General features: G+C 44.5%; 14 protein-coding genes and 3 pseudogenes. 11 read left to right on the top strand and 6 right to left on the bottom strand.

The genetic code is table 11. The features are described from left to right. The first annotated feature begins 36 nt into the window (after positions 1 to 36). Complete coding sequence (locus EL645_RS22245; RefSeq protein ID WP_126552528.1) at positions 37 to 429, top strand: hypothetical protein; 393 nt, start codon at positions 37 to 39, stop codon at positions 427 to 429. A gap of 129 nt (positions 430 to 558) precedes the next feature. Beyond that, the gene (locus tag EL645_RS22240; protein WP_126552527.1) at positions 559 to 1014 is read left to right on the top strand and encodes an endonuclease III domain-containing protein; all 456 of its coding nucleotides are present in this window, start codon (positions 559 to 561) and stop codon (positions 1012 to 1014) included. A gap of 91 nt (positions 1015 to 1105) precedes the next feature. On the opposite strand, the gene EL645_RS22235 is transcribed toward EL645_RS22240, so the two are convergent. Together EL645_RS22235 and EL645_RS22230 are read right to left on the bottom strand one after the other, a co-directional pair. After that, a complete protein-coding gene (locus EL645_RS22235; protein ID WP_126552526.1) occupies positions 1106 to 1750 on the bottom strand; it encodes a hypothetical protein in 645 nt (214 codons plus the stop codon). A 68-nt stretch (positions 1751 to 1818) separates the two neighbouring features. Beyond that, complete coding sequence (locus tag EL645_RS22230; RefSeq protein WP_126552525.1) at positions 1819 to 3156, bottom strand: recombinase family protein; 1338 nt, start codon at positions 3154 to 3156, stop codon at positions 1819 to 1821. A gap of 341 nt (positions 3157 to 3497) precedes the next feature. On the opposite strand from EL645_RS22230, the gene EL645_RS22225 reads away from it, so the two are divergent. Continuing rightward, positions 3498 to 3953: a hypothetical protein gene (locus EL645_RS22225; RefSeq protein ID WP_126552524.1), complete on the top strand. Its 456-nt coding sequence runs from the start codon at positions 3498 to 3500 to the stop codon at positions 3951 to 3953. A 161-nt stretch (positions 3954 to 4114) separates the two neighbouring features. Further along, positions 4115 to 4486: a hypothetical protein gene (locus tag EL645_RS22220; RefSeq protein WP_126552523.1), complete on the top strand. Its 372-nt coding sequence runs from the start codon at positions 4115 to 4117 to the stop codon at positions 4484 to 4486. A gap of 23 nt (positions 4487 to 4509) precedes the next feature. Here the strand turns inward: EL645_RS22220 and EL645_RS22215 are convergent, their stop codons facing one another. After that, positions 4510 to 4710 carry a hypothetical protein gene (locus EL645_RS22215; protein WP_126552522.1) on the bottom strand — a complete coding sequence of 67 codons (201 nt, stop codon included), beginning with the start codon at positions 4708 to 4710 and terminating at the stop codon, positions 4510 to 4512. A gap of 631 nt (positions 4711 to 5341) precedes the next feature. Here EL645_RS22215 and EL645_RS22210 point away from each other — a divergent pair. Next, positions 5342 to 6271 carry a serine/threonine-protein kinase gene (locus EL645_RS22210; RefSeq protein WP_161977581.1) on the top strand — a complete coding sequence of 310 codons (930 nt, stop codon included), beginning with the start codon at positions 5342 to 5344 and terminating at the stop codon, positions 6269 to 6271. A 591-nt stretch (positions 6272 to 6862) separates the two neighbouring features. Here EL645_RS22210 and EL645_RS22200 read toward each other — a convergent pair. After that, the gene (locus tag EL645_RS22200) at positions 6863 to 7456 is read right to left on the bottom strand and encodes a hypothetical protein (RefSeq protein ID WP_126552519.1); all 594 of its coding nucleotides are present in this window, start codon (positions 7454 to 7456) and stop codon (positions 6863 to 6865) included. A gap of 470 nt (positions 7457 to 7926) precedes the next feature. Here EL645_RS22200 and EL645_RS45645 point away from each other — a divergent pair. The 4 genes and pseudogenes from EL645_RS45645 (at position 7927) to EL645_RS22180 (ending at position 15331) form a co-directional block, all read left to right on the top strand. Next, a pseudogene (locus tag EL645_RS45645) lies at positions 7927 to 10300 on the top strand (type I restriction-modification system subunit M). Continuing rightward, complete coding sequence (locus EL645_RS22190) at positions 10294 to 11529, top strand: restriction endonuclease subunit S (RefSeq protein WP_126552518.1); 1236 nt, start codon at positions 10294 to 10296, stop codon at positions 11527 to 11529. The pseudogene EL645_RS45645 and the gene EL645_RS22190 overlap by 7 nt, the downstream one beginning before the upstream one ends. Beyond that, positions 11526 to 14614 (top strand): annotated as a pseudogene (locus EL645_RS22185) (type I restriction endonuclease subunit R). The gene EL645_RS22190 and the pseudogene EL645_RS22185 overlap by 4 nt, the downstream one beginning before the upstream one ends. 1 nt (position 14615) lies before the next feature. Then, positions 14616 to 15331: pseudogene (locus EL645_RS22180) on the top strand (M48 family metallopeptidase). A gap of 73 nt (positions 15332 to 15404) precedes the next feature. Here the strand turns inward: EL645_RS22180 and EL645_RS22175 are convergent. Beyond that, complete coding sequence (locus EL645_RS22175) at positions 15405 to 15734, bottom strand: hypothetical protein (RefSeq protein ID WP_126552517.1); 330 nt, start codon at positions 15732 to 15734, stop codon at positions 15405 to 15407. Between the two features lie 47 nt (positions 15735 to 15781). On the opposite strand from EL645_RS22175, the gene EL645_RS22170 reads away from it, so the two are divergent. Beyond that, a protein-coding gene (locus tag EL645_RS22170) for an IS3 family transposase (RefSeq protein ID WP_371865631.1) occupies positions 15782 to 16892 on the top strand; the annotation gives its coding sequence in 2 pieces (ribosomal slippage) (positions 15782 to 16060 and positions 16062 to 16892; 1110 coding nt in all). A gap of 40 nt (positions 16893 to 16932) precedes the next feature. Here EL645_RS22170 and EL645_RS22165 read toward each other — a convergent pair. Continuing rightward, positions 16933 to 21204: a dsDNA nuclease domain-containing protein gene (locus EL645_RS22165; RefSeq protein WP_126552516.1), complete on the bottom strand. Its 4272-nt coding sequence runs from the start codon at positions 21202 to 21204 to the stop codon at positions 16933 to 16935. A 496-nt stretch (positions 21205 to 21700) separates the two neighbouring features. Between EL645_RS22165 and EL645_RS22160 the strand changes: the two genes are divergently transcribed. Next, complete coding sequence (locus EL645_RS22160) at positions 21701 to 22105, top strand: recombinase family protein (protein ID WP_126552515.1); 405 nt, start codon at positions 21701 to 21703, stop codon at positions 22103 to 22105. Position 22106: the final 1 nt, after the last annotated feature.

The following is a 22106-nucleotide window of genomic DNA, read 5'->3' as shown; positions in this document are numbered from 1 at the left end:
AAGCTGGCTGACAACTTTTCTCCGCAAGGCTGTGACATGGTTGGTCTCTATATTTACAGCTCTGCGGGGACGCGTCCCTTCTGGATCGGACCAGATAGTATAGACTGGTCGATGACAACCCTGCTGCCAGCGATACTCAGAAGTCTAGGGCAGCGCGGCTGGCAAATAGGGCAGCAGCCCCTCATCGGCATAGTCCAGGCCTTCGGCGGTGCCAAAGCCAACACAGGCACATCCTGGCTTACCCCCCGCCCACAAGATATCGAAGCACAAAGCAAAAGCTTCTGCGCCCACGGAGCCAGCGGGCTGGCCTTCTATGGCTGGGACGACTCGACCTTTGGCCCGGACACCCAGACGCCCATGAACAGCCGAGCCATCCAGGCAGGCATCCGCCGAGCCATCCAGGCCTGCCAACAATACTGGCATACCTGACCATGACCAACAGCCAATTTCTCCTTGATTACCCATAAGGGGCACCTATTTTACAAGCGGGAGCCGTCTAACTACAATAAGAACAACAATACCAACACAAAAACTGCTAGAGGGGATTCAGGGAGAACAATGAGCTCAACCATCACACCATCGATCCATCTAACCCGTGTCTACGATATCCTGGTCGACACCTACGGCCAACTAACCAACGAGCCTGACTACGATCCACTGGGCGGGCTCGTCGGAACCATCCTGTCACAACACACCTCCGACATCAACTCGGGCCGCGCCTATCGCCAGCTTATCAAAACATTTCCAACCTGGGAAGAAGTTCGCGATGTCCCTACCCATCTGGTAGCCGATGCCATCCGCTCTGGCGGACTCGCCAACGTCAAAGCTCCCCGCATCCAGGAAGTCTTGAACACCCTGACCTCACAACAAAAAGCCAGCGGCAGCAACAAGCCTCTAACAGCATATCTCTATGATGAAATCAAGAAACGCACGCCCGAAGAAGCCTGGCGCTACCTAAAAACCCTTCCAGGCGTAGCCCCAAAACCGCTTCCTGCGTCATGCTCTTCAACATGAATGAGCCTATTATGCCGGTCGATACAGAGGCGTCCAGTTAGTGGTTGTACACGTTGGATCTATACCAGCCCCTTTCATAAAGTTGAGATCCTCACAGGAAAACCCAGATGATTATCCCCTTCGCGAGTTGAATGCCTGCTTTACCCTGCGGCCTCTTCAATTTGAGCTTCTGTGCCCTAACATGTATCGAACTCCAGGTCCTCTTCGGGAGCCGCCTCATGATATCCGTCTTGGGCGCCGATCCGTACAATTCAATCAGCACTAGATCCTCTTCTTCACACCAGAGGCTCTGTCCCCTGTGATAGCCAAATACGTAGATGTACTCGCACCCCCAATCTGAATGCAGCCATTCAACCTCAATTCTAGTCCAGTGGGGAGAGGCAACGTCCACCACCACTTTTTTGATGAGGAAATTAATCAACGTTATGCGGCGTTCAAAGGGATAGCGCGGCCAGTTTTGCTCCAGGTCACGCAACTCCTCTTCGAGCTTCTTCAGGACAACGCTATTTTCAGCTTTGAGTTGCTCATGCGTATTCATCAACTTCTTGCGCTCGGCCTCCAGGAGTTCGAACTGTTCCTCAAGCATTATCTGTAATTTCTCGCTGCTCGTCTTTCCCATGCGAGCGGCCAGGTTCTTCTGCTCTTCATCGATCTGATGGATGCTATTTTCAATGCTCTTCAGCTGTCCCGCTTTCCTCGCATTCTCTTCCGAGCGCTTGCGATCATACTGCTCCATATCCCCTATCTGATGTATGTGTTCCAATAAGCGGGCCACGACAATATCATCGATGCGCTCCGCTAGGCCTAGTTCAATATTCCCCTTCTCACTAAAAAACGTCTCCCTGTCCTCAGGCTTATCGCATAAATGCACTGGCGAGCGCCTGTCCTTTGATACTTAAATCTGGCATATACGGGACCAAGGTGAGAATTGACGCGGTCCTTTAATAGTGCCTGCTTTATCTCATTTTCAGCATTGGCCTGAAGTGTCGCTTGCTGGTAGTAGCGTTTAGCTTTCTGTTCGACCTCTTTCTGTTGCCCGTCCAGCGTTTGTGAGGATAGGCGATTGAAAGAAAAATCAAAAACATCGCGCGCTACAATCGGCTCGTGGTTGTCATACCTAACAATGACTCCCTTCACAGTCCAGGCTCCGATATAGTGAGGATTGGTGAGGATAGACTCGACAGCGGTCCTCGTACGTATACGATACCCCGCCGCCGATAACTTCAGCTTGCGCTTGGAAATATTCCGATAATCTAGATTCTCATCGAAGACAGGAAAATAAACAGGATTGATACCAAGTTCACGGTAGAGTTTTCCCTCATCACCGCCTAACTCCATATACCGATCGAATAGCCAGCGGACAATATCAGCGTGAGGATCGTAGGGGACAAACTTTTTGTAGTTGGAACTGTGAGAATCGAAATCGACAATATATCCCATAGGAAGATCACCGTATCCGGCCCACAATCCCCTCATTGCCGCGCGCTCACGTGCAGGCAACATCCAACCCTTCACCTGTCTGCGGATAAACTCAGCGGCTTCCTTACACTTCCAGCGGAACATCTCAGTGAGAAAATCATCGCGGAAGTCATAGAGCATTGTATATGGAGAGACAACGATCACAACAATATCGTGATCTTTGCATTTCTGAATAAACTGGTTGTAGTAAATCTGCGTCTCATCACGGAATAGCCTGGACTCCTGGTAGCAGACAACAGATCCATGGTCATAGATACCCTGATCAATGTTATCGAACAGGCGCAACATATCTGGACGCTGATCTGGTCGTAAAGTTCCGCTCAGGCCGAGATCAGCGTGATAGGGATCTAAAAGGTCTCCAGTCCACCCTTGCTTCAGGCACCACTCCATCAAGTCGACGGTCTGCATCTCCTTTGACTGCACATTTTTTGTGGGTGCCTTGGGGTCCGACTGCCTAGCATAGGCCGCGACACGCTTGTTAGTACGTAATGTTGGCCTTACGTCATTAGCGAAATGAGTATTTTGCGTTTGTGGCGGATCTTTCTTACGCTCATTTAGAGTCCTTTCACCGTTCCAGTATATTCTCGGGTTACGCCTGTCAGGATTTGCCAGAAACAAATCGATCAGCAGTTTGCATAGTATCTCTTTCTCTCGCTCTGTCATTCACAGCTCCAAATAGGCTCTCGTTAGACAATACATTCACAAGTGCCGTGCCATGATAACAGGTACCAATAAGCAAAGAAGAGAAAGTTTTCCCGCGCTTTTTCCCCCGCTATTAGCGAATAATCACGAAAAACAAATAAAGATATCTAAAATTATTATAACAGAATTGTATTTCATTTAGCAATTCTTTTTGAAATACAAAAAGAAACACAGAAACAAATAGAGGTCGTACGGTGTCCTGCCGTTGATTTCGCGGCCAGTATTGCGGCTGTGAAACACAAGCCATATAATTACATGAAATACAAATTGGTTTACTCTCTTGAAAGGATCTTCTCAAAGAATTGAAAGCAGAACACCAGGAGATTATTGATCAGACGCTGCTGGATATTACCGGACGTGAAAATGAACGCACCAGTGCGGTAGGGGCAGTTGCACGTAATGATCTATCTATCGAAGAGCTTCGCCAGAGCATATTGGGGCAGTGGCTGCGTCAACTGATAGACGTAGCTGAGAATGGGCCGGGAACCACCACACCAGCAGACGCCAGAGCGATGCTGGAAAATGTCTATAAGATATTATTTCAGGCGCCGGGTCAATCTTATCCTCTCATCCCGCCCAAATTCGACAAGACGCCGCTTGGAGTCCTGCTAAACGCGGTAAGAATATACACTTTGGGATTGAACGATATCGTCAGCGTCGCCGAAGCCGCCAGGCTCACCCAGATTCAACGAGCCCAGATATACTATCTTATTTTCGGGGCGTGCTACACCCAATCGAAATCAATGGCAAAGTCATGATCGAGCGCCGCGAGCTAGAGCGCATCGAGGAATACAAAAAGCAGGGCGCCTCTAGCGTATTTAAACTTTCTCTTGCGAGAATTACCCAGCAATCGAGATTCTAACAGTCTGTATACAGAGGACACACGTTACGTAGTACGGAGTATGGATAGGAAAGAGTAATGACAGCATCGATTATCCCGAGCATCCACCTGACCAATGTCTATAATTTGCTCATTGATACCTATGGCGAAATGCATAATGATCCAGACTATGATCCTCTGGGTGGACTGGTGGGCACGATCCTCTCGCAACACACCTCCGACATCAACTCCGGAAGAGCCTACCGCAAACTCGTCGACACCTTCCCGACCTGGGAAGAGGTACGCGATGCTCCCACTGAACTGGTAGCCGACGCAATTCGCAGCGGGGGCTGGCTAACGTCAAAGCTCCGCGCATCCAGGACGTCCTCTACACCCTCACCAACCAGCAAAACAAGAAGGAAGGCAGCAAAACCCTGGGCGAATATCTCTCCGACGAACTCGAAAATTTAACGCCCGAAGAAGGCTGGAGATATCTACAAAAGCTGCCCGGAGTAGGCCCCAAAACCGCCGCCTGCGTCATGCTCTTCAACCTTGGACGCAACGTCATGCCAATCGACACCCATGTCTGGCGTACCAGCAAACGCCTGGGACTCATCGGCCCCAAGGTCAACGCCGACCAGGCCCACGTGGTCTTCGCCAAAATCGCCCCACCCGATTGGGTTTATGCCCTCCACGTAGGCCTCATACGCCACGGCCGCCAGATCTGCCATGCGCAACGGCCAAGATGCAGCGAATGCACCCTCTACCAAGAATGTGCCTACGTCGGCAGCGTCAACCCTCAAGAAACGGGTGTGTCTTAGACTAGTAGTCAGCGTGGAAAACGTTACCAGAAGCAAAGTCGCATTCAGGTTGATCTAATAAAGAATGAATGACTATTTATAACATTTTGCTAGCAGGCAGATTTCATTCCTCATAGCCATTTTTTCGTGTTTTCTTGTGTATATCAATGCAAAGAGCTACACTCATAATTAGACACGAATTATTAAATCTTGCGAGCCCTCTCAGCAGCATAAATAAGTATATCAAGCGAGGCCCATATACTGATACCTATATACACGTGGTCGACCTTTTTCTTCATTTAGCTACAAACAGAAATTTGGCGATATGCTTATTCAACTATGTTCAGGGCATTAAAATCATCATTCTTTAAGATCTATTCACGTCTCTCCAGTCTTAATGCAGGGGACGTACAAATAAGCTATGGAACATCTTCTTGTTTACTAATCGCGCTGTTTGGATTGACCTTGTTTGAAAGTGAGATACCGTTATGAATACCCGCATAGGCTGCAAATTGGGAACTATCGATTGAAGCAGTTGCTTGGGCAGGGAGGATTTGCAGAAGTCTACTTAGCAACACACATCAACCTTAACTCTTACGCAGCAATAAAATTGCTGCTTGGTCAGTTGACAGCTCAATCTGTACAAGATTTTCGCAGAGAAGCACAAACGATTGCAACCCTTAAACATCCTCATATTGTACGTGTTCTCGATTTTGGTTTTGAACAAACTCGTCCTTTCCTAGTGATGGATTATTTACCTGGCGGAACATTGCGAAATCGCCATCCTGAAGGATCTACCATTACGCTTTCCACAGTGGTAACTTACGTTCATCACATTGCCTCAGCTCTCGCCCACGCGCACAATCATAGGCTGATCCATCGGGATGTCAAGCCAGAAAATATGCTTATTGATACAGATGGAAAGATTCTGCTCTCTGACTTTGGGATTGTAGCTACTGCTCATAACACTATATCAATGAAAACATTAGATGGGGCAGGTACAGTTCCATATATGGCACCTGAACAGCTTAGAGGGAAGCCCCAATCTGCTTCCGATCAGTATGCTCTTGCCATTGTTGTATACGAGTGGCTTTGCGGAGAACGACCTTTTTTAGGGAACACGCCCATAGAAGTTGCGCTAAAACACATCAATGAGAAACCATCCTCTCTTCGCTCAAAAGGATTAAAGATCTCCACTAAAGTAGATCAGGTCATTCTAAGAGCTCTTGCCAAAGATCCCCAACAACGATTTCCCGATATACTGGCTTTTGCCAACGTATTAGAACAAGCCAGTCAGTCGACGAAGGGAAACCTGCTTACTACTTTGTTGCCTGTTTTTTCACAGAAGCAAGCAATTCCTCTAACACAGCCAGCCAGGCCATTTGTTATTCAGAAAGAGAACTCTGCTAGGGTATCAGTAGAAGAAGAAATGCTTCTGTCTTACATTCAATCCTGAGTAACGAAATTCATTCTGAAGAAGCTAAAGATGCCCAAGATACAATAATATCTATTATCAACAAATATGCACAAATCCTTCAACAATCAAGTGGGGTAGAAAACATATTAATAGCTTTTAATGAAGCGCTTAATAAGACGTCTAGTAGTTTTGGAGGTTCTTACGCTCGTCGTGCCCTTGCAACCTGTAAATCATCTTACCTCAGCCTCTTCGGGCAATATGAAGAGATGCTTATTACTTGCATCTGGTCTTTGAGTTTTGAAATACATTCCGAAGAAGCTAAAGATGCTCAAGAAGCGATAATGTCTATAATTAATAAATACAATCATTTCCTTCAACGATCAAGTGATAAAGAAAGAATATTAATGGCTTTTAACCAAGCGATCGATAAGTCATCCAGTAGCTTTGGAGGTTCTTATGCGCGTCGCGCTCTTACAGACTGCAAAGCATCTTATCTTAGCTTATTTAGCAACTATAGAGCTTACTAAAGGTTGCCTTCATTTTGCTTTAGTTATTCCACAATTCCTGTCATCTTTGGCACGAAAATTTGCTTCTTTTATGTTTCATTCTGTATCTTTTTAGCTTTTATTGTTACATTTCCTGCAAGATAACTTTATCAGGATTATCAAGATAACGTAATTCTAAGCTCTGCAATTTATTGGGTATTACTTGTAAAGTCACTAATCTTGCATCTTTGCTTATTTCTTTTTCCAATGCTTTGCCTTTTATAAAAAGTATTTCTTTTATACTTTCAGAAAGAATGGAGGTTTCAATGCACGTTAAACCAACATTATTCGGACGAGTTTTAGGTTTGAGCAAATAAAAACTGTCAATAGTTTCTCTATAATACGGATTGTGAGGTACCCACCCCTTTCTTACACACCATTGAAGAACAATAGGGTTTTTTATACATTCCAAAAATGTCATATCAAAATTATGCATTTCGTGAGCACTAGACATAAAATCATTAAATAAACCTTTTTGCCTGTAGCGTTCTGAAACCCAAATATTGGCAATATCAAGGCAAGTCAAGGATAAACTAGAGTGCCTTGATACGGAACGTTCTGCTTTACGCATATACACTTTTATGCCTGCGTTTTCGATCCATCCATTATACCGTTCCGATCCTAAAAAACTTTCTAACTGCTGAAGAATATTCGAAAGATATTGTTCTTTTCTTGTCATAACCACACTCCCAAAAGTCTTTGTTATTTATAATGTAATATAGCAAAAATTATAAAAATTGCAAATTGCGGTTGAATACGACGAAAAACAAAAAATAAATTTATCTGATTATAGTATTATGTATCATTATATGTATTACATTTACTATTTTACAAATATTAACTAGCAAAAGAAACTCTATGTTCAGACTACAGAGCAGCGATGTGATCCTAAGCTTTTGTTAAAACTCTAACGTGTTTAGATCTGAAATGTAGAGGATAGCTAGAAGTAAGAGATACTTGCGCTAGAGCCGGTTCTTACGCTAAACTTGAGATAATCTTTATATCCTTGCCGCTGGTATCCCTATTTATTTGAGACAGAGCCTGTTTTGTGGCCTAATTCGCGCATGATGTGCATGCAATCTTGACCGGAGCAAGGAGTTACATATACAATTTCATTCTTTGCGAAAAGTAGATAGAGAAGTTTTTTTTATGGCGATTAAGAAAAGTGAGCTGTATAGTTCGCTCTGGAAAAGCTGCGATGAGCTCCGGGGCGGCATGGATGCTTCACAGTACAAGGATTATGTGCTGGTCCTCCTCTTTGTGAAATATGTCTCCGATAAATATGCTGGTCGCTCGGATGCGCTGATTGAGATTCCGGCTGGTGGTGGCTTTGCCGATATGGTGGCACTGAAGGGTAACATTGAGATCGGCGATAAGATGAATAAGATTATTGCCCGGCTGGCTGAGAGCAATAACCTTAAAGGTGTGATCGATGTCGCTGACTTCAATGATTCGGATAAGCTGGGTAAGGGCAAGGAATGCAGCAGCGCCTCTCTAACCTGGTGGGAATCTTTGAGAATCCGGCTTTGAATTTTCGTAATAATCGGGCCGAGGGCGATGATCTGCTGGGTGATGCCTATGAGTATCTGATGCGCCACTTCGCTACTGAGTCGGGTAAGAGTAAGGGACAGTTCTATACGCCGGCTGAGGTTTCGCGTATTATCGCCAAAGTGGTAGGCACCAGCAAGGCGAAAAGCCAGCATCAGGCTATTTATGATCCGACCTGTGGCTCCGGCTCCCTCCTGATTAAGGCGGCCGATGAGGCACCGAACGGCCTGACGATTTATGGACAGGAGATGGACAATGCGACGTATTCACTGGCCAAGATGAATATGATCCTGCATAGTCACATTACCGCTGAAATCCATCACGATAACTCGCTTTCGCGCCCGTACTTTAAAGAGGATGATGATAACGATACGGCCAGCAATGATCTGAAGCGCTTTGACTTTGTGGTCGCCAATCCTCCGTTTTCTAATAAGGCCTGGAGCAATGGCTTTGATGCGTTTAATGATGCCTATGACCGCTTCAAACTTGGGACGCCGCCACAAAAGAATGGCGACTATGCCTTCCTGCTACACATCCTGCACTCGCTCAAGAGTAGCGGCAAAGGCGCGGTCATCCTGCCCCATGGTGTGCTCTTCCGGGGTAATGCCGAGGCTGAGATCCGCGAGAAGCTGATCCGCAGGGGCTATATCAAAGGGATCATCGGGCTGCCTGCCAACCTGTTCTATGGCACTGGCATTCCAGCCTGTATCATTGTCCTGGACAAGGAGAATGCGACCAGTCGGACGGGTATCTTTATGCTCGATGCCAGCAAGGGCTTTATGAAGGATGGTAATAAGAATCGCTTACGCCATCAGGATATCCATAAGATTGTGGATGTGTTTAATCGCCAGCTTGAACTGCCAAAGTACTCGCGCATGGTCAGTGTCAGCGAGATCGAGGAAAACGCCTACAATCTGAATATTCCGCGCTACATTGATAGCACCGAGGCCGAGGACATCCAGGATATCCAGGCCCACCTGCTGGAGGTATCCCTGATCGCGATATCGAGGCTCTAGAGGACTACTGGCAGGTCTTCCCAACCCTGAAAGCACAGATCTTTGCCGCCGGCGCACGTCCAGGTTATAGCGAGTTCCGCGTGGATGCTGGACAGATCAAGCCAACCATCCTGACCCATCCTGAGTTTGTAACCTATACCCAAACGATCACGGACCTCTTTGAGCAGTGGCGCACAAAGCATACCCCTACCCTGAACAACATCACCATCGGTAGCCATCCCAAACAACTGATCGAGGAACTCGCCGAGGATATCCTGCAGATCTTTGCCACCGCCAGATTGATCGACAAGTATGATGTCTACCAACACCTGATGAGCTATTGGAGCGACGTCATGCAGGACGATGTCTACATGATCGCCCAGGATGGCTGGAAAGCCAACAACGATCTGATCCCGGCCCAACTGCTCATTAACCGCTACTTTAGCAGCGAGCAAAAACACATCGAGGATCTGGAAGCCGCCAGAGAAGCCATCAGCAGCCAGATGCAAGAACTAGATGAAGAACACGGTGGCGAAGGTGGCCTACTCGAAGAAGCTAAAAACGACAAAGGCAAGATCACCAAAGCCAGCATCAAGATCCGCCAGAAAGACCTCTTCGGCGAACCCGACACCGAAAACGAGAGCGCGATGCTCAACCAGTATCTAGACCTGATCGAACAGGAATCAGAGGCCAGCCGCAAAGTCAAAACCGCCCAAAAAGCCATCGACACCAAAGTCACTGCCAGATACAAAACACTCAACGAAGACGAAATCAAAACCCTCGTCATACACGACAAATGGCTCGCCACTCTTGCCAATGTCATCCAGACTGAAATCAACCGCATATCCCAATCTCTAACTGGGCGTACCAAAGAGCTTGCCGAACGATATGGCACCCCACTGCCAAAACTAACTGAAGAGGTTGAGAGGTTGAGCAGCAAAGTAAATGAACATTTAAAGAAGATGGGTATGGTATGGTAATCGAAACTAAAAATACCAAATTAAAACAAGAGCTCATCCAGAATGAGAATGACAATGCGATCATTGATTGGTCAAATAAAACTATAGGTGAACTTTCCAATTTCTCTAATGGCTATGGTTTTCGCCCTTCTGATTGGTCAAAAGAAGGTTTACCTATAATTAGAATACAAAATTTAAATGGTTCAGAGGAATTCAACTACTTTAATGGAATCCCGGATGAATCCTGGTTGGTTGAACCAGGAACAATTCTTTTCGCTTGGGCAGGTACACGTGGCGTATCTTTTGGTCCGACAATTTGGAATGGTCCAAGAGCTGTTCTAAATCAGCATATTTACCGGATTATCCCTCGTAAAGGTGTAAATTTCCTATGGCTCTATAGAGCCCTTCAATTTGCAACTAAAGAAATTGAGCAAAGTGCACATGGATTTAAAGCAACACTTTTGCATGTTAGAAAAGAAGAAATTACTAGTCAAGTAATCCTATTCCCCCCTCTCGCTGAACAAAAAGCCATCGCCACGGCCCTCTCCGATGTGGACACACTGATCACATCGCTAGACAAACTCATCGCCAAGAAGCGCGATATCAAGCAAGCAACAATGCAGCAACTCCTCACAGGAAAAACACGGCTGCCCGGGTTTAGTGGTGAGTGGGAGGTCAAAAAACTTGGAGAAATTGCTGAAATTGATAATGATAATCTAAACAGCAATACACCTTCAGATTACTCATTCAAATATATATCACTTGAAGATGTTGATACTGGTGTTTTGCGAAAATACGCAGAGATTAACTTTCGTGATGCACCATCGCGAGCTAGAAGAAAAGTTAAAAAGAATGATATTTTGTTCTCGACAGTTAGGCCTAATCTAAAATCTCACTTGTATATTATCGATGACATGTCTAATTTGGTTTGCTCTACGGGATTTTCTGTCCTACGATGCTACCAAACTATTGTTGACTCTAGTTATGTATATTTTCATCTGTTTGCAGATGAAATCGAGAAACAGATTGAGTCACTGCTTACAGGCTCAAATTATCCAGCAATCAATAGTAGGGATGTGAAGACATTACAAATTCCGTTTCCTCCATTACCAGAACAACAAGCCATCTCTGCTATTCTCACAGACATGGATGCTGAAATTACTGCACTAGAGCGGAAGCGTGATAAGACTCGCGCTTTAAAGCAAGGAATGATGCAGGAGTTACTCACAGGGAAGACGAGGTTGATATGAGTACAGTCGGTCAGCGTGAACGGGCTACGCAGGATCGAGTTGTTAAGTTGTTTCGTAAATCTTTAGGCTATGACTATCTGGGTAAGTTGGATCACCAGGACAATCGGAATATCATAGATACAGCACTGCGCAGCTTTCTGGAGCGGCAAGGCTATACTAAGACGGTAATCGACAAGGCTTTATTTGAGCTGAATAAGGTGGCAGGCGATCAGGTCAGGAGTCTCTATGATCTTAACCAGGAGGTCTATACGCTGCTGCGCTATGGGGTCAAAGTCAAACCAGATGTGGGCGAGAACAATGTGACGGTCTGGCTGATCGATTGGAAAGAGCCACTCAATAATGATTTCGCCATCGCGGAAGAGGTGGCAGTCAAGGGCAAAAACAATAAGCGGCCCGATGTGGCCATCTACGTCAATGGCATCGCCCTCGGTGTGCTGGAACTGAAGCGCTCAGTAGTTTCGGTAAGCGAAGGCATACGCCAGAATATCATCAATCAGAAGCCAGACTATATCAGGCACTTCTTTACCACTATGCAACTGGTCATGGCTGGCAGCGACACCGAGGGCTACGCTATGGGACCATTGAGACGCCTGAGAAATATTATCTGACCTGGAAAGAAAAGAGTAGCATCGAGAGTCCGCTGGATCGCTCATTGACACAGCTCTGTGAGAAGCAGCGCTTCCTGGAGATCATCCACGATTTTATTATCTTTGACGCCGGAACCAAGAAGTTGTGTCGTCCCAACCAATATTTCGGGGTACGTGCAGCCCAGGAGCGTATTCGCAAGCGCGAGGGCGGCATTATCTGGCATAGTCAGGGAAGCGGTAAGAGCCTGACGATGGTCTGGCTCGCCAAGTGGATCCGCGAACACGTCACGGATTCACGGGTCTTGATCATCACCGACCGCACCGAGCTCGACGAGCAGATCGAGAAGGTCTTTCTGGGCGTCGATGAAGAGATCTATCGCACCAGTAGCGGCAAAGACCTGCTAGCACAACTCAACCAGACCATTCCCTGGCTCATCTGCTCACTGATCCATAAATTCGTCGGCAAGAAAGAACTGACGGCAGAAGATTTTATTGAGGAGCTTAAAAGCAACCTGCCTCCGGACTTCAAGCCCAAAGGCGACATCTATGTCTTTGTCGATGAATGTCACCGCACCCAGTCCGGCGCGCTCCACCACGCAATGAAGGAGATCCTGCCCAACGCCATGTTCATCGGCTTCACCGGCACCCCACTCCTCAAAGCGGACAAAGAGACCAGCATCGAGACCTTCGGTACCTACATCCACACCTATAAATTTGACGAAGCCGTCAGGGATCAAGTAGTCCTGGACCTGCGTTACGAGGCCCGCAACATCGAGCAAAGCCTGACCTCACCCAAAAAGATCGACCAATGGTTTGCCGCCAAAACCAAAGGCCTCAATCCCGCCGCCCTCACCAGACTCAAACAGAAGTGGGGCACCATGCAAAAGGTGCTCAGCTCACAGTCCCGCCTCGAAAAGATCGTTGCCGATATCCTACTCGACATGGAACTCAAAGAACGCCTGGAGAACGGCCGAGGCAACGCCATGCTCGTCTCCGGCAGCATCTATCAGGCCTGTAAACTCTATGAACTCTTCCTGGCACGCGGCTTCGACAAATGCGCCATCGTCACCTCCTATAAACCCTCGCCCTCCGATGTCAGCAAAGAAGAGACAGGCGAAGGCCAGACCGAGAAGCTCCGGCAATATGAGATCTATAATAAGATGCTCGGCAACCAGACCCCGGAAGCGTTCGAGAAAGAGGTCAAGAAAAAATTCATCGAGACACCAGGTCAAATGAAGCTGCTGATCGTGGTGGACAAACTCTTAACCGGCTTCGATGCACCGTCAGCCACCTATCTCTACATCGACAAAAAGATGCAGGACCATGGACTCTTCCAGGCCATCTGTCGCGTCAATCGGCTCGATGGTGAGGACAAAGAATATGGCTACATCATCGACTACAAGGATCTCTTTAAGAGCCTGGAAAACTCCATCACCGACTACACGTCAGAAGCGCTGGAGGGCTATGAAAAGCAAGACGTTGAAGGACTCTTAAGTGACCGCATCAAGAAAGGTCGTCAGAAGTTAGACGAGGCCCGTGAGAAGATCAAAGCCCTCTGCGACGAAGCGGTCGATCCTCCCCAGGATACCCTCGACTATCTACGCTACTTCTGCGCCAACGGCACATCTGATCCCACTGGCCTGCAAGACACCGAGCCCCGGCGCGGCATGCTCTATAAACTCACAGCTACCCTGCTCCGCAGCTTTACCAATCTCGCCAACGACCTGCCCGAAGCCGGCTACTCACCCCAGGAAATCGAGATCCTGAAAAAAGAGGTCAGGCACTATGAAATGGTCTGTGCCGAAGTCAAAAACTTTGCCGGTGACAACGTCGACCTCAAAGTCTACGAACCAGCTATGCGCCACCTGATCGACACCTATATCCGCGCCGAAGAGAGCGAGACCCTCTCCGCCTTTGAAGATATCTCGCTGATCGACATGATCGTCAACCAGGGTATCGGCGCACTGGAGAAAAAGCTCCCCAAAGGACTGACCACCAACAAGGGAGCCATGGCCGAAACCATCGAAAACAACCTGCGCAAAGTCATCATCAACGAACAGCCGCTCAATCCAGCCTACTACGACAATATGTCCATCCTCCTCGACAACCTGATCAAAAAACGCCAGGAAGAAGCCATGGACTATAAACGCTATCTGGATGAGCTCACCAACCTTGCCAACAAAGTCAAAAATCCCAATGACAACACCGACCGGCCCTATCCCGACGCGCTCAAAACACCAGGGCAAAAAGCCATCTATGATCAACTGGCAGCCTATGATTCACGTACTACCAATCAAGAGGCGATTGCCAAAGCATTGGATAGCGCCGTACGGAATATCAGAAAGGATAGTTGGCGCAACAATTATGCTAAAGAAAAAGAGGTCAGGATTGAGATTCGCAAAGTCCTGCGCGCAACATATAATGGTCAGACAAACGAGGAATTAGAACCATTGGAAAACCAGATTTTCCAGGTAGTGAAGAAACAGAAAGAGTACTAGGATGCACCAGATCATCGTCAATGGTTTTGTAGTGGATGTGTTTCGGAAGGACATCAAGAATCTCCATCTTGGTGTCTATCCACCGAATGGGCGGATACGGGTGGCGGCACCATTGCGCGTGAATGATGAAGCGGTACGCCTTTTTACGATCTCGAAACTGACCTGGATAAAGCATCAGCAAACCCGATTTGCCAGCCAGGAACGCCAATCCAGCCGTGAGTTTGTCAGCGGCGAGAGCCACTACTACCAGGGAACTCGCTACCTGCTCAACGTCATCTACCGCGAAGGCTCACCCGGCGTGAGCCTTCGCAACAACAAAACCATGGATCTCAACGTACGACCTGGCAGCGATACCGCCACCCGCGAACGCGTCCTCCACGCCTGGTATCGCCGCCGCCTCAAAGAAGAGATCGCCCCCTACTCACCAAATGGGAACCCATCATTGGAGTACACGCCAGCGACTGGGGAGTTAAACAAATGAAAACCAAATGGGGAACCTGCAACATCAAAGCGCAGCGCATCTGGCTCAACCTCGAACTCGCCAAAAAGCCTGCGCACTGCCTGGAATACATCGTCGTCCACGAACTCGTCCATCTACTGGAACGCCACCACAACGAACGTTTCATAAACTATATGAATACCTTCATGCCCCAGTGGACCCACTACCGCCAGGAACTGAACCGCGCCCCCCTCGGCCACGAAAGCTGGGACTATTAGACGCGCACATTCTGAGCAACTACAGCACATCCTCAAAATTTTTTGCTAGCAGAGAAAATGCTCACTAATTTGTCTATTCTAGCAACCGATCGATATCTGAATTAATAAATTTGCCATCTGCTTTTAATGTAGCATAGTTTTCCATAGCAGCATTTAAAATGCTACCAGAGTATAGCTTTGAATTGCTTAAAATAGAAACTAAAAACGGTTGCCAGCATGTGTTGTCAGGCTCTATTTTAGAAATGTTCGATAAAAATTTAACCCAAAATCCCACTTCATTTCTTTCGCTTGCCTTTGACACTCTATCACATAACCAAGCAAGATAATTATCTTCTTCTATTGGGAAATTTGAGATAGTTAAAAGCGCAATCCCTATGATGGTACCGGAATCCTGGACAGGCAAATAAGATAAAATAGCTGTATCAGAATGAGTGCAAAAGGAGAAAGATTATGGCAGGACCACGCAAACGATACAGCGCAGAATTGAAAGCAAAAATAGCACTCGAAGCCATTCGCGGCAACAAAACCGCCAACGAAATAGCGGCTGAGTATGGGGTTCATCCAACACAAATTGCTCAATGGAAAAAACAAGCGCTTGACGGATTACCTGCCGTGTTCTCGACACGCGGTCCTGGCCAGGAAAAAAGTGAGGAAGACCTCACAGCGCCCTTGTATCAACAAATCGGTCAGTTGAAAGTGGAACTGGACTGGTTGAAAAAAAAATCAGGCCAGCTCCGTTGAGCACAAGCGCCAACTCATCGATCCTAACGATCCGCAGCTTTCCATTGGACGCCAGTGTGAACTGCTGGGGCTTGCGCGTTCGAGCTACTACTATCAACCCGTTGCAGTCAGTGAGGAAGATCTCATGTTGATGCGCTTATTAGATGAGCAATACACGCGGACGCCGTTTTATGGCACACGAAAAATGACAAACTGGCTCAACCAACAAGGCTATGGAGTCGAACGCAAACGGGTCCGTCGCCTGCTTCGCACGATGGGTTTAGAAACGATCTATCCTCATCCGCGCCTGAGCCAGCCTGGAGCTGTGGAGCAACGATTTCCCTACCTGCTGCGCAATGTGGAGATCACCACTGTGAACCAAGTGTGGAGCACGGATATCACCTATATCCGCCTGGCACGCGGGTTTGTCTACCTGGTCGCTGTGCTGGATTGGTGGAGCCGCTACGTGCTTTCCTGGGAACTCTCCATCACCTTAGATACGAGTTTTTGCCTGGAAGCCTTGGAGCGAGCTTTGAACCAAGCGACGCCAACCATTTTCAATAGCGATCAGGGGGTCCAATTTACGAGCACAGAGTTTGTGCAGCGATTGCAAGCCAATCATATTCGCATCAGCTGGGATGGGAGAGGAAGAGCCTTAGACAACATTTTTGTGGAGCGGCTCTGGCGCTCTCTGAAATATGAAGACATTTATCTCAGGGAGTATCAAAACGTTAAGGACGTAAGGAACGGAATACAAGCGTACTTTGAATTTTATAATCACCAGCGTTTGCATCAGTCACTTGACTATCAAACGCCAGCTCAAATCTATCGGCAACGTTGATAAGCGTAACGTAAAATACTCATTCTCATGTTGCTGAGTTTTATCTTATTTGGGCCCGTTTTTTGTCTTGACAAACGGTACCGCTATACCCTATAGCATTTTCTGATCGATTAGAGCTTTCCAATAGAGGTGTTACCGCATTCCAGTCAATTCTAACATTTTTCAACCTCGAAAAAATTGTATTTTTTCCTGATCTTAATCTACTGGCGTTATTGTTAATAATTATTCCAAATAAGAATAACACTCCTCTTCGCAGTTTCTCGTTTTGGAAGCTAGTAAGAGTCAGAATATAATTGATTGTTTTAAAAGATAATCCATCTACGTAAACATCTATTGAATATATTTTGCTAAGATCACAATCTCCCAACGCATTCAAAACAGCAGGCAACATCGTTGATAATTCCTGGTCGTATGCTAATAATTTAAAAAGTAGATTCACTGCCGGCTCAAAATAATTATCATTAGATTCCATTTTTCCCAAAAGCATTACTACAAGCTGTTTTCCTTTCTCAATGAGATTAGAATCTATAACCCACTTAAGCCTCACAGCCTGCCAGGTAGTACTTGTCACATAATCTAGATCATTAATATTTTTTCCCAAAGAATTCAAAATAAAATAACCTGAATCTAAGGAAAGCCTTTGGCGTTCATCAATGGTACTTATTACAAACAATTCAACTAAATGAGCTGAACTTATATCCAACTTATCAAGGACATCAGATATTTCCCGCAAATTTTCTTCCTTACTTATATCTAAATAAATATTTAAAATATTTTTATCTTTAGTTTGCTTATTCCTTAATATAACTTTAGTAATATTATTTATCTTATTATCTATTAATAACTGTTGAGTTGATGTCAAATAATATAATATATCATCTGTTACTATCCTTTCCTCTATCCTGTTTTTTGCAAAAACAGGCAAAAATAAAGGCCAAGACCATCTTAATGATCTTTCAACAAAATCATTATTAAAAACTTCTGGAGAACAAGTAACTTCAGAAAAAAATTCTCTTAAGTTAAAATCATTTGGATCATGAGTGAGCCAATATAAACACCATAATGCCATGCGTACTCGAGGAAGAAAATCTTTACGCAATAAGAATTTTTCAACGGCTTCACTCAGCCCATATTCGCCCGCCTTTTTATAACGTTTGTTTCTAGAAGCTTCAAGATTTAAATGAGCTATACTGCTTTTTGGGCTTATTGAAGAGTAACTAAACCTAGCGAGAAAGCCTATAGACCAAATACATTGAAGGAATAAAAAAACTTGTTCAGCAGCATTTTCAACTTTTTCAGGTAGTTTAACTCTTTCCCCTTGCATATAGGGAATAAAATAAAATATATCTAATAATTGACAAGCTTGTTCAACTGATAAATCTAAAGCATATATTACCTTTTGTGAATGGCTATTACCAAGCTCAAACCACTTCCAAATATGAAAATTTTGTTCTTTATCCAGCCAAAGTTCCCAATTTTCTTTTAACTGCTTAACTATCCAAATTACATCTAACTTAAAACCAAAAGCCAGGTCCATAGCGTGAAAAAAACTATCTTTACTATTATCCGAAACCAATAGTTCTAGCCCCTGCATCAATTCTTTTTTATTGTCTATAAACAGAGCATGTATCCTTAAAACTTCTGGTAAAAGGGAGGTAGGAAGCATAAGTAACTTCGGACCAAGTAGTTTACTTAAAATATCTCGCCGATCTTCTGGTGACAGACGTTTGATAGATGCATCTAAATGCGATCTATCTGTAAGTGTTATTCCAGTGTCAAGAACATTTAAAGCATATTCTATAGCACTGTATTGCAAATTACGATTTGTAGCAAATACACCATCAGCTGCTATGTCCAAAGATAACCATGAACCACGCCGCAAATAAACATCTGGCATTTCACGGTCAATAGGCCTACACACTAATTCAAGTATATTAGCTGATTCACCACTAAAATCACGTATAATACGTCCTGCAAAGAATAAAACTACATTCCTCCAATGTTCCGATCTGGCAATAGCTTTCAAACGTGCAAACCTTTGGATTGTATCCTGAGCGGTTTGTGCTAAATAGGCACCTGCAAAAAACTCTTGTAAAGATCTCAATTCAAAACCAAACAAATCTGGCTCTGGCTCTACTAGTAAAACCAAACGGTTTTTAGCCTCTTCGACCATTTGCTCTGCTCTTTGCCTTAGAATGTCGTCTGAAGAAACTCTATCATTTGACTTTAAAAATTTATACACTAAACTCTCAAACTCTTCTTTCTGGAGTAAAGAGCGAACGTTTTCAGATGCTGATTTAGTATGTAAAAGATAACCTAAATATGCGTGCAAATTAAAGAGTAATGTATCATCAGTGCGAATAACTCCTCTGGCTTTTGATTTTTCACGCCGTAGTATAGTAGTCCAGTAATGTTGAAAAAGACCTTCTCTTTGAGATGGCGGACGTCCACCGTCTTTTATAATTAAAAGAACAATAGTAACTTGCAAAGGGGTAGTTAATAATAAGCGCGTATGCTCTTCTTGCAAACACTCCTCCAAAGTATCTTTAACTCTTCGGCGCTCTTCTTCAGAAGGCACTTTGGCTTCTGCCCAACGAGATGTGTATTCTTGTACAGTCGTAGTAGCCATTGGTTGTAGTTCTAGGTGCCAAAAAATAGCTGGGTTAAATTGATCACTATAGCCTGTTGGACGTGACGTAGCCATAAGTTGCACATCCATATGCAACAGTGATATACGGTCTAAAAAATCTTCTATAAGATCAAGAACTCGTTGTCTTAACTTAACTTCTGTTACTTCATCTAGTCCGTCAAATATCACAAGAGTCTTTTTAGAATGCATTATCTCTTGAATATCAGAAGAGTTTATTTTTCCTTGTCTTGCAGAAGCTTTTCCTACCTGTTCTGCAATATAAGCTTCGACATTATCTACATCTGGCTTATCAGAAAGCCACTGTGCAAAGTATTTTAAAACAATACGAAATGGAACTCTAACATTTTTAGGTTTGATCTCTTTTTCATGAGCTTTCTCAAGAACATTGAGATGCGGTAGTTCATTTTCACGTTTAAGCAGTAATCCTCTATGAACTTGAGCGATATATTGTCCCAATGTAGATTTACCCTGCCCAGGTCCACCAATGAGCACAATTTTTAAGTAAATTTCTTTAAAAAAACATTCTACTGCTGAAAGTGACTTATTATTACCCCTATAAATATCTAATTTTGGCCCTATTTCATCGAACAACGTTAATTGCCCTTGTTGTAAGTGGCTGTTCCTTTGTAAGTCATTTCGTGGTTTGAGATCCAAGTCTACAAAAACTTCACGCAAGAGAGTAGACTTATCTAGATCTGTTTCTCCAGCTTGGTCTAGCTTAGCAAACTGATCTTCTTTAAACATTTTATTTAAATAAAGATTAAGAGCTTCAAGGATCTGCTCATTGGGAATATGATTGTTTCTTTTTCTTCTAGAGCCACTAACATTAGTTTGAAAAAAGTTTAAAATATCATTAATGCTAAGTTCCTTAGCTTTAATCATTGGATCGATAGAACTTTTATCATTAATATCAAACCAGTGGCGGCTAGGATCATCAGAAACTAAAGAAGAGGCCTGATACACACGTCCAATTAACCACTCTTTAATTTCGGCTAGCTCCTTAGCAGAGCAATCACTACATTCTGGTATCATTGGCAAATGTTCCTGAGCTATAACAGCTTCAAAGCCATCAAGATCAGGGCCGACTAATAACTTCAGTTTTCGAAAAACAACAACCATAACTGATGCATCACATGAGCAATAACTCATCAAAGCTTCAAAATACTTCTTTGCTGCTATATCTAAATTATCGGGGAAAGATTTGTCTTGCACCTGCTGTAGCATTCGGGAAACACTACGCCCAGCTTTCCTTTTAGCATTACTATCTTCATAGCCCATATTAGACACAAAAATAAACTTATGAAATTTTTCTGGATAGAGGATTTGTAGCATCACAAAGCGTTTAATACTATGCTTTAAAGCTTCATCTGTCAAATTCCAAAGGCCGTAGCTTGGATGTCTTGTTTTTATTTGATATGCATCATACAGGCCATCGTTCCTCTCACCAAGTAAATCTTCATAGTGTTCACACCAAATCGATTTATAGGACTTTTTGCCTGATGCAGCTGCTAATAACAAAATAACTCCGTAAGCATGCTGGTATCTATATCTCCGTTGAGTATCATCACCCGGATCATAAATAGCACTGACTTCAGAATTTTCACTCAATACTATAATATCCTTAACCTCATTATCCTGATCTTCTTTATTCTTCTTACTCATATATCACCCAATTAAATCAGTATTCAAATTAGTAAAAGTTAGAAGGCCACTTTAATTGATGCTTTTGCTAATATTACAAGAAAAAACCCTTGATATCAAGAGTGTAATAAATATAATTCTAAGCATTATCTATAGCTAATAATTTTCAATATCATTTTCTCAAAATATTGCCCCATTGCTCACGATAATCTTATTTATCAGGTTCTTCCCACACAGGAATGCTCACTAACTCCAAACTTCATGAAACAGAGGGTCTTCCAAGGTACCGTTAGAGCTTTTTAGCCTAAAGCGCTATGGCTTTGAAAGCAAACAGAGAACAGTATAAAAATGAGGCATATTAGTCATGAAAGTACTAGTTACTATCATGATAATTTAACTGAAAAGTTATTAAAAATATTTCGCCACTCCTCCAGGTCCAGGAATGATAGCATTGCTCTCGTCACTGAGATGAAACACAGTCATCTCAAGATAATCACAATGGTGAAAGGGATATGGAATGCAACTTATTACGGCGCGGGCGGCTCTTTATTCGGTTTATGCAGAGGAGAAAAGCGATGTTCTGCAAGCGGCAGAAACATATTGCACGAAGCATGGATATTTTCTAGAAGCGGTCTACTATGATATTGACTCTAGCAAGACAATGTTTGCTGATTTGAAGGATGCAATAGATCGGCAGGCGTTCCAGGTGCTGTTGCTGCCTTCGTTTGATCATATTTATAAACATCATCTGGGCCATGTGTTGAATTTTCTCATTGATGCGCTGACCGCTGGTATTGAGGTTATTTGTCTGGATCCACAACCAACAAAATTATGCCAGCAAGGTCTGATGATTGTTCCCCATACGCAGACGCCACAGGCGGCAAACCTGGAGGAGATTGTGCACTGTCTGCGCTCACGTTAAC

The organism is Dictyobacter kobayashii (genome assembly GCF_003967555.1).
Taxonomy (GTDB): Bacteria; Chloroflexota; Ktedonobacteria; order Ktedonobacterales; family Ktedonobacteraceae; genus Dictyobacter; species Dictyobacter kobayashii.
The sequence above is the reverse complement of the archived record's forward strand: the minus strand, read 5'-3'. Positions and strand labels throughout refer to the sequence as shown.

Bases quoted from the DNA above. Each gene is read 5' to 3' on its own strand.
- EL645_RS22245 (WP_126552528.1), top strand. From the start codon at position 37: ATGGTTGGTCTCTATATTTACAGCTCTGCGGGGACGCGTCCCTTCTGG.
- EL645_RS22240 (WP_126552527.1), top strand. From the start codon at position 559: ATGAGCTCAACCATCACACCATCGATCCATCTAACCCGTGTCTACGAT.
- EL645_RS22235 (WP_126552526.1), bottom strand. From the start codon at position 1,750: ATGGAGCAGTATGATCGCAAGCGCTCGGAAGAGAATGCGAGGAAAGCG.
- EL645_RS22230 (WP_126552525.1), bottom strand. From the start codon at position 3,156: ATGACAGAGCGAGAGAAAGAGATACTATGCAAACTGCTGATCGATTTG.
- EL645_RS22220 (WP_126552523.1), top strand. From the start codon at position 4,115: ATGACAGCATCGATTATCCCGAGCATCCACCTGACCAATGTCTATAAT.
- EL645_RS22200 (WP_126552519.1), bottom strand. From the start codon at position 7,456: ATGACAAGAAAAGAACAATATCTTTCGAATATTCTTCAGCAGTTAGAA.
- EL645_RS22190 (WP_126552518.1), top strand. From the start codon at position 10,294: ATGGTAATCGAAACTAAAAATACCAAATTAAAACAAGAGCTCATCCAG.
- EL645_RS22165 (WP_126552516.1), bottom strand. From the start codon at position 21,204: ATGAGTAAGAAGAATAAAGAAGATCAGGATAATGAGGTTAAGGATATT.
- EL645_RS22160 (WP_126552515.1), top strand. From the start codon at position 21,701: ATGCAACTTATTACGGCGCGGGCGGCTCTTTATTCGGTTTATGCAGAG.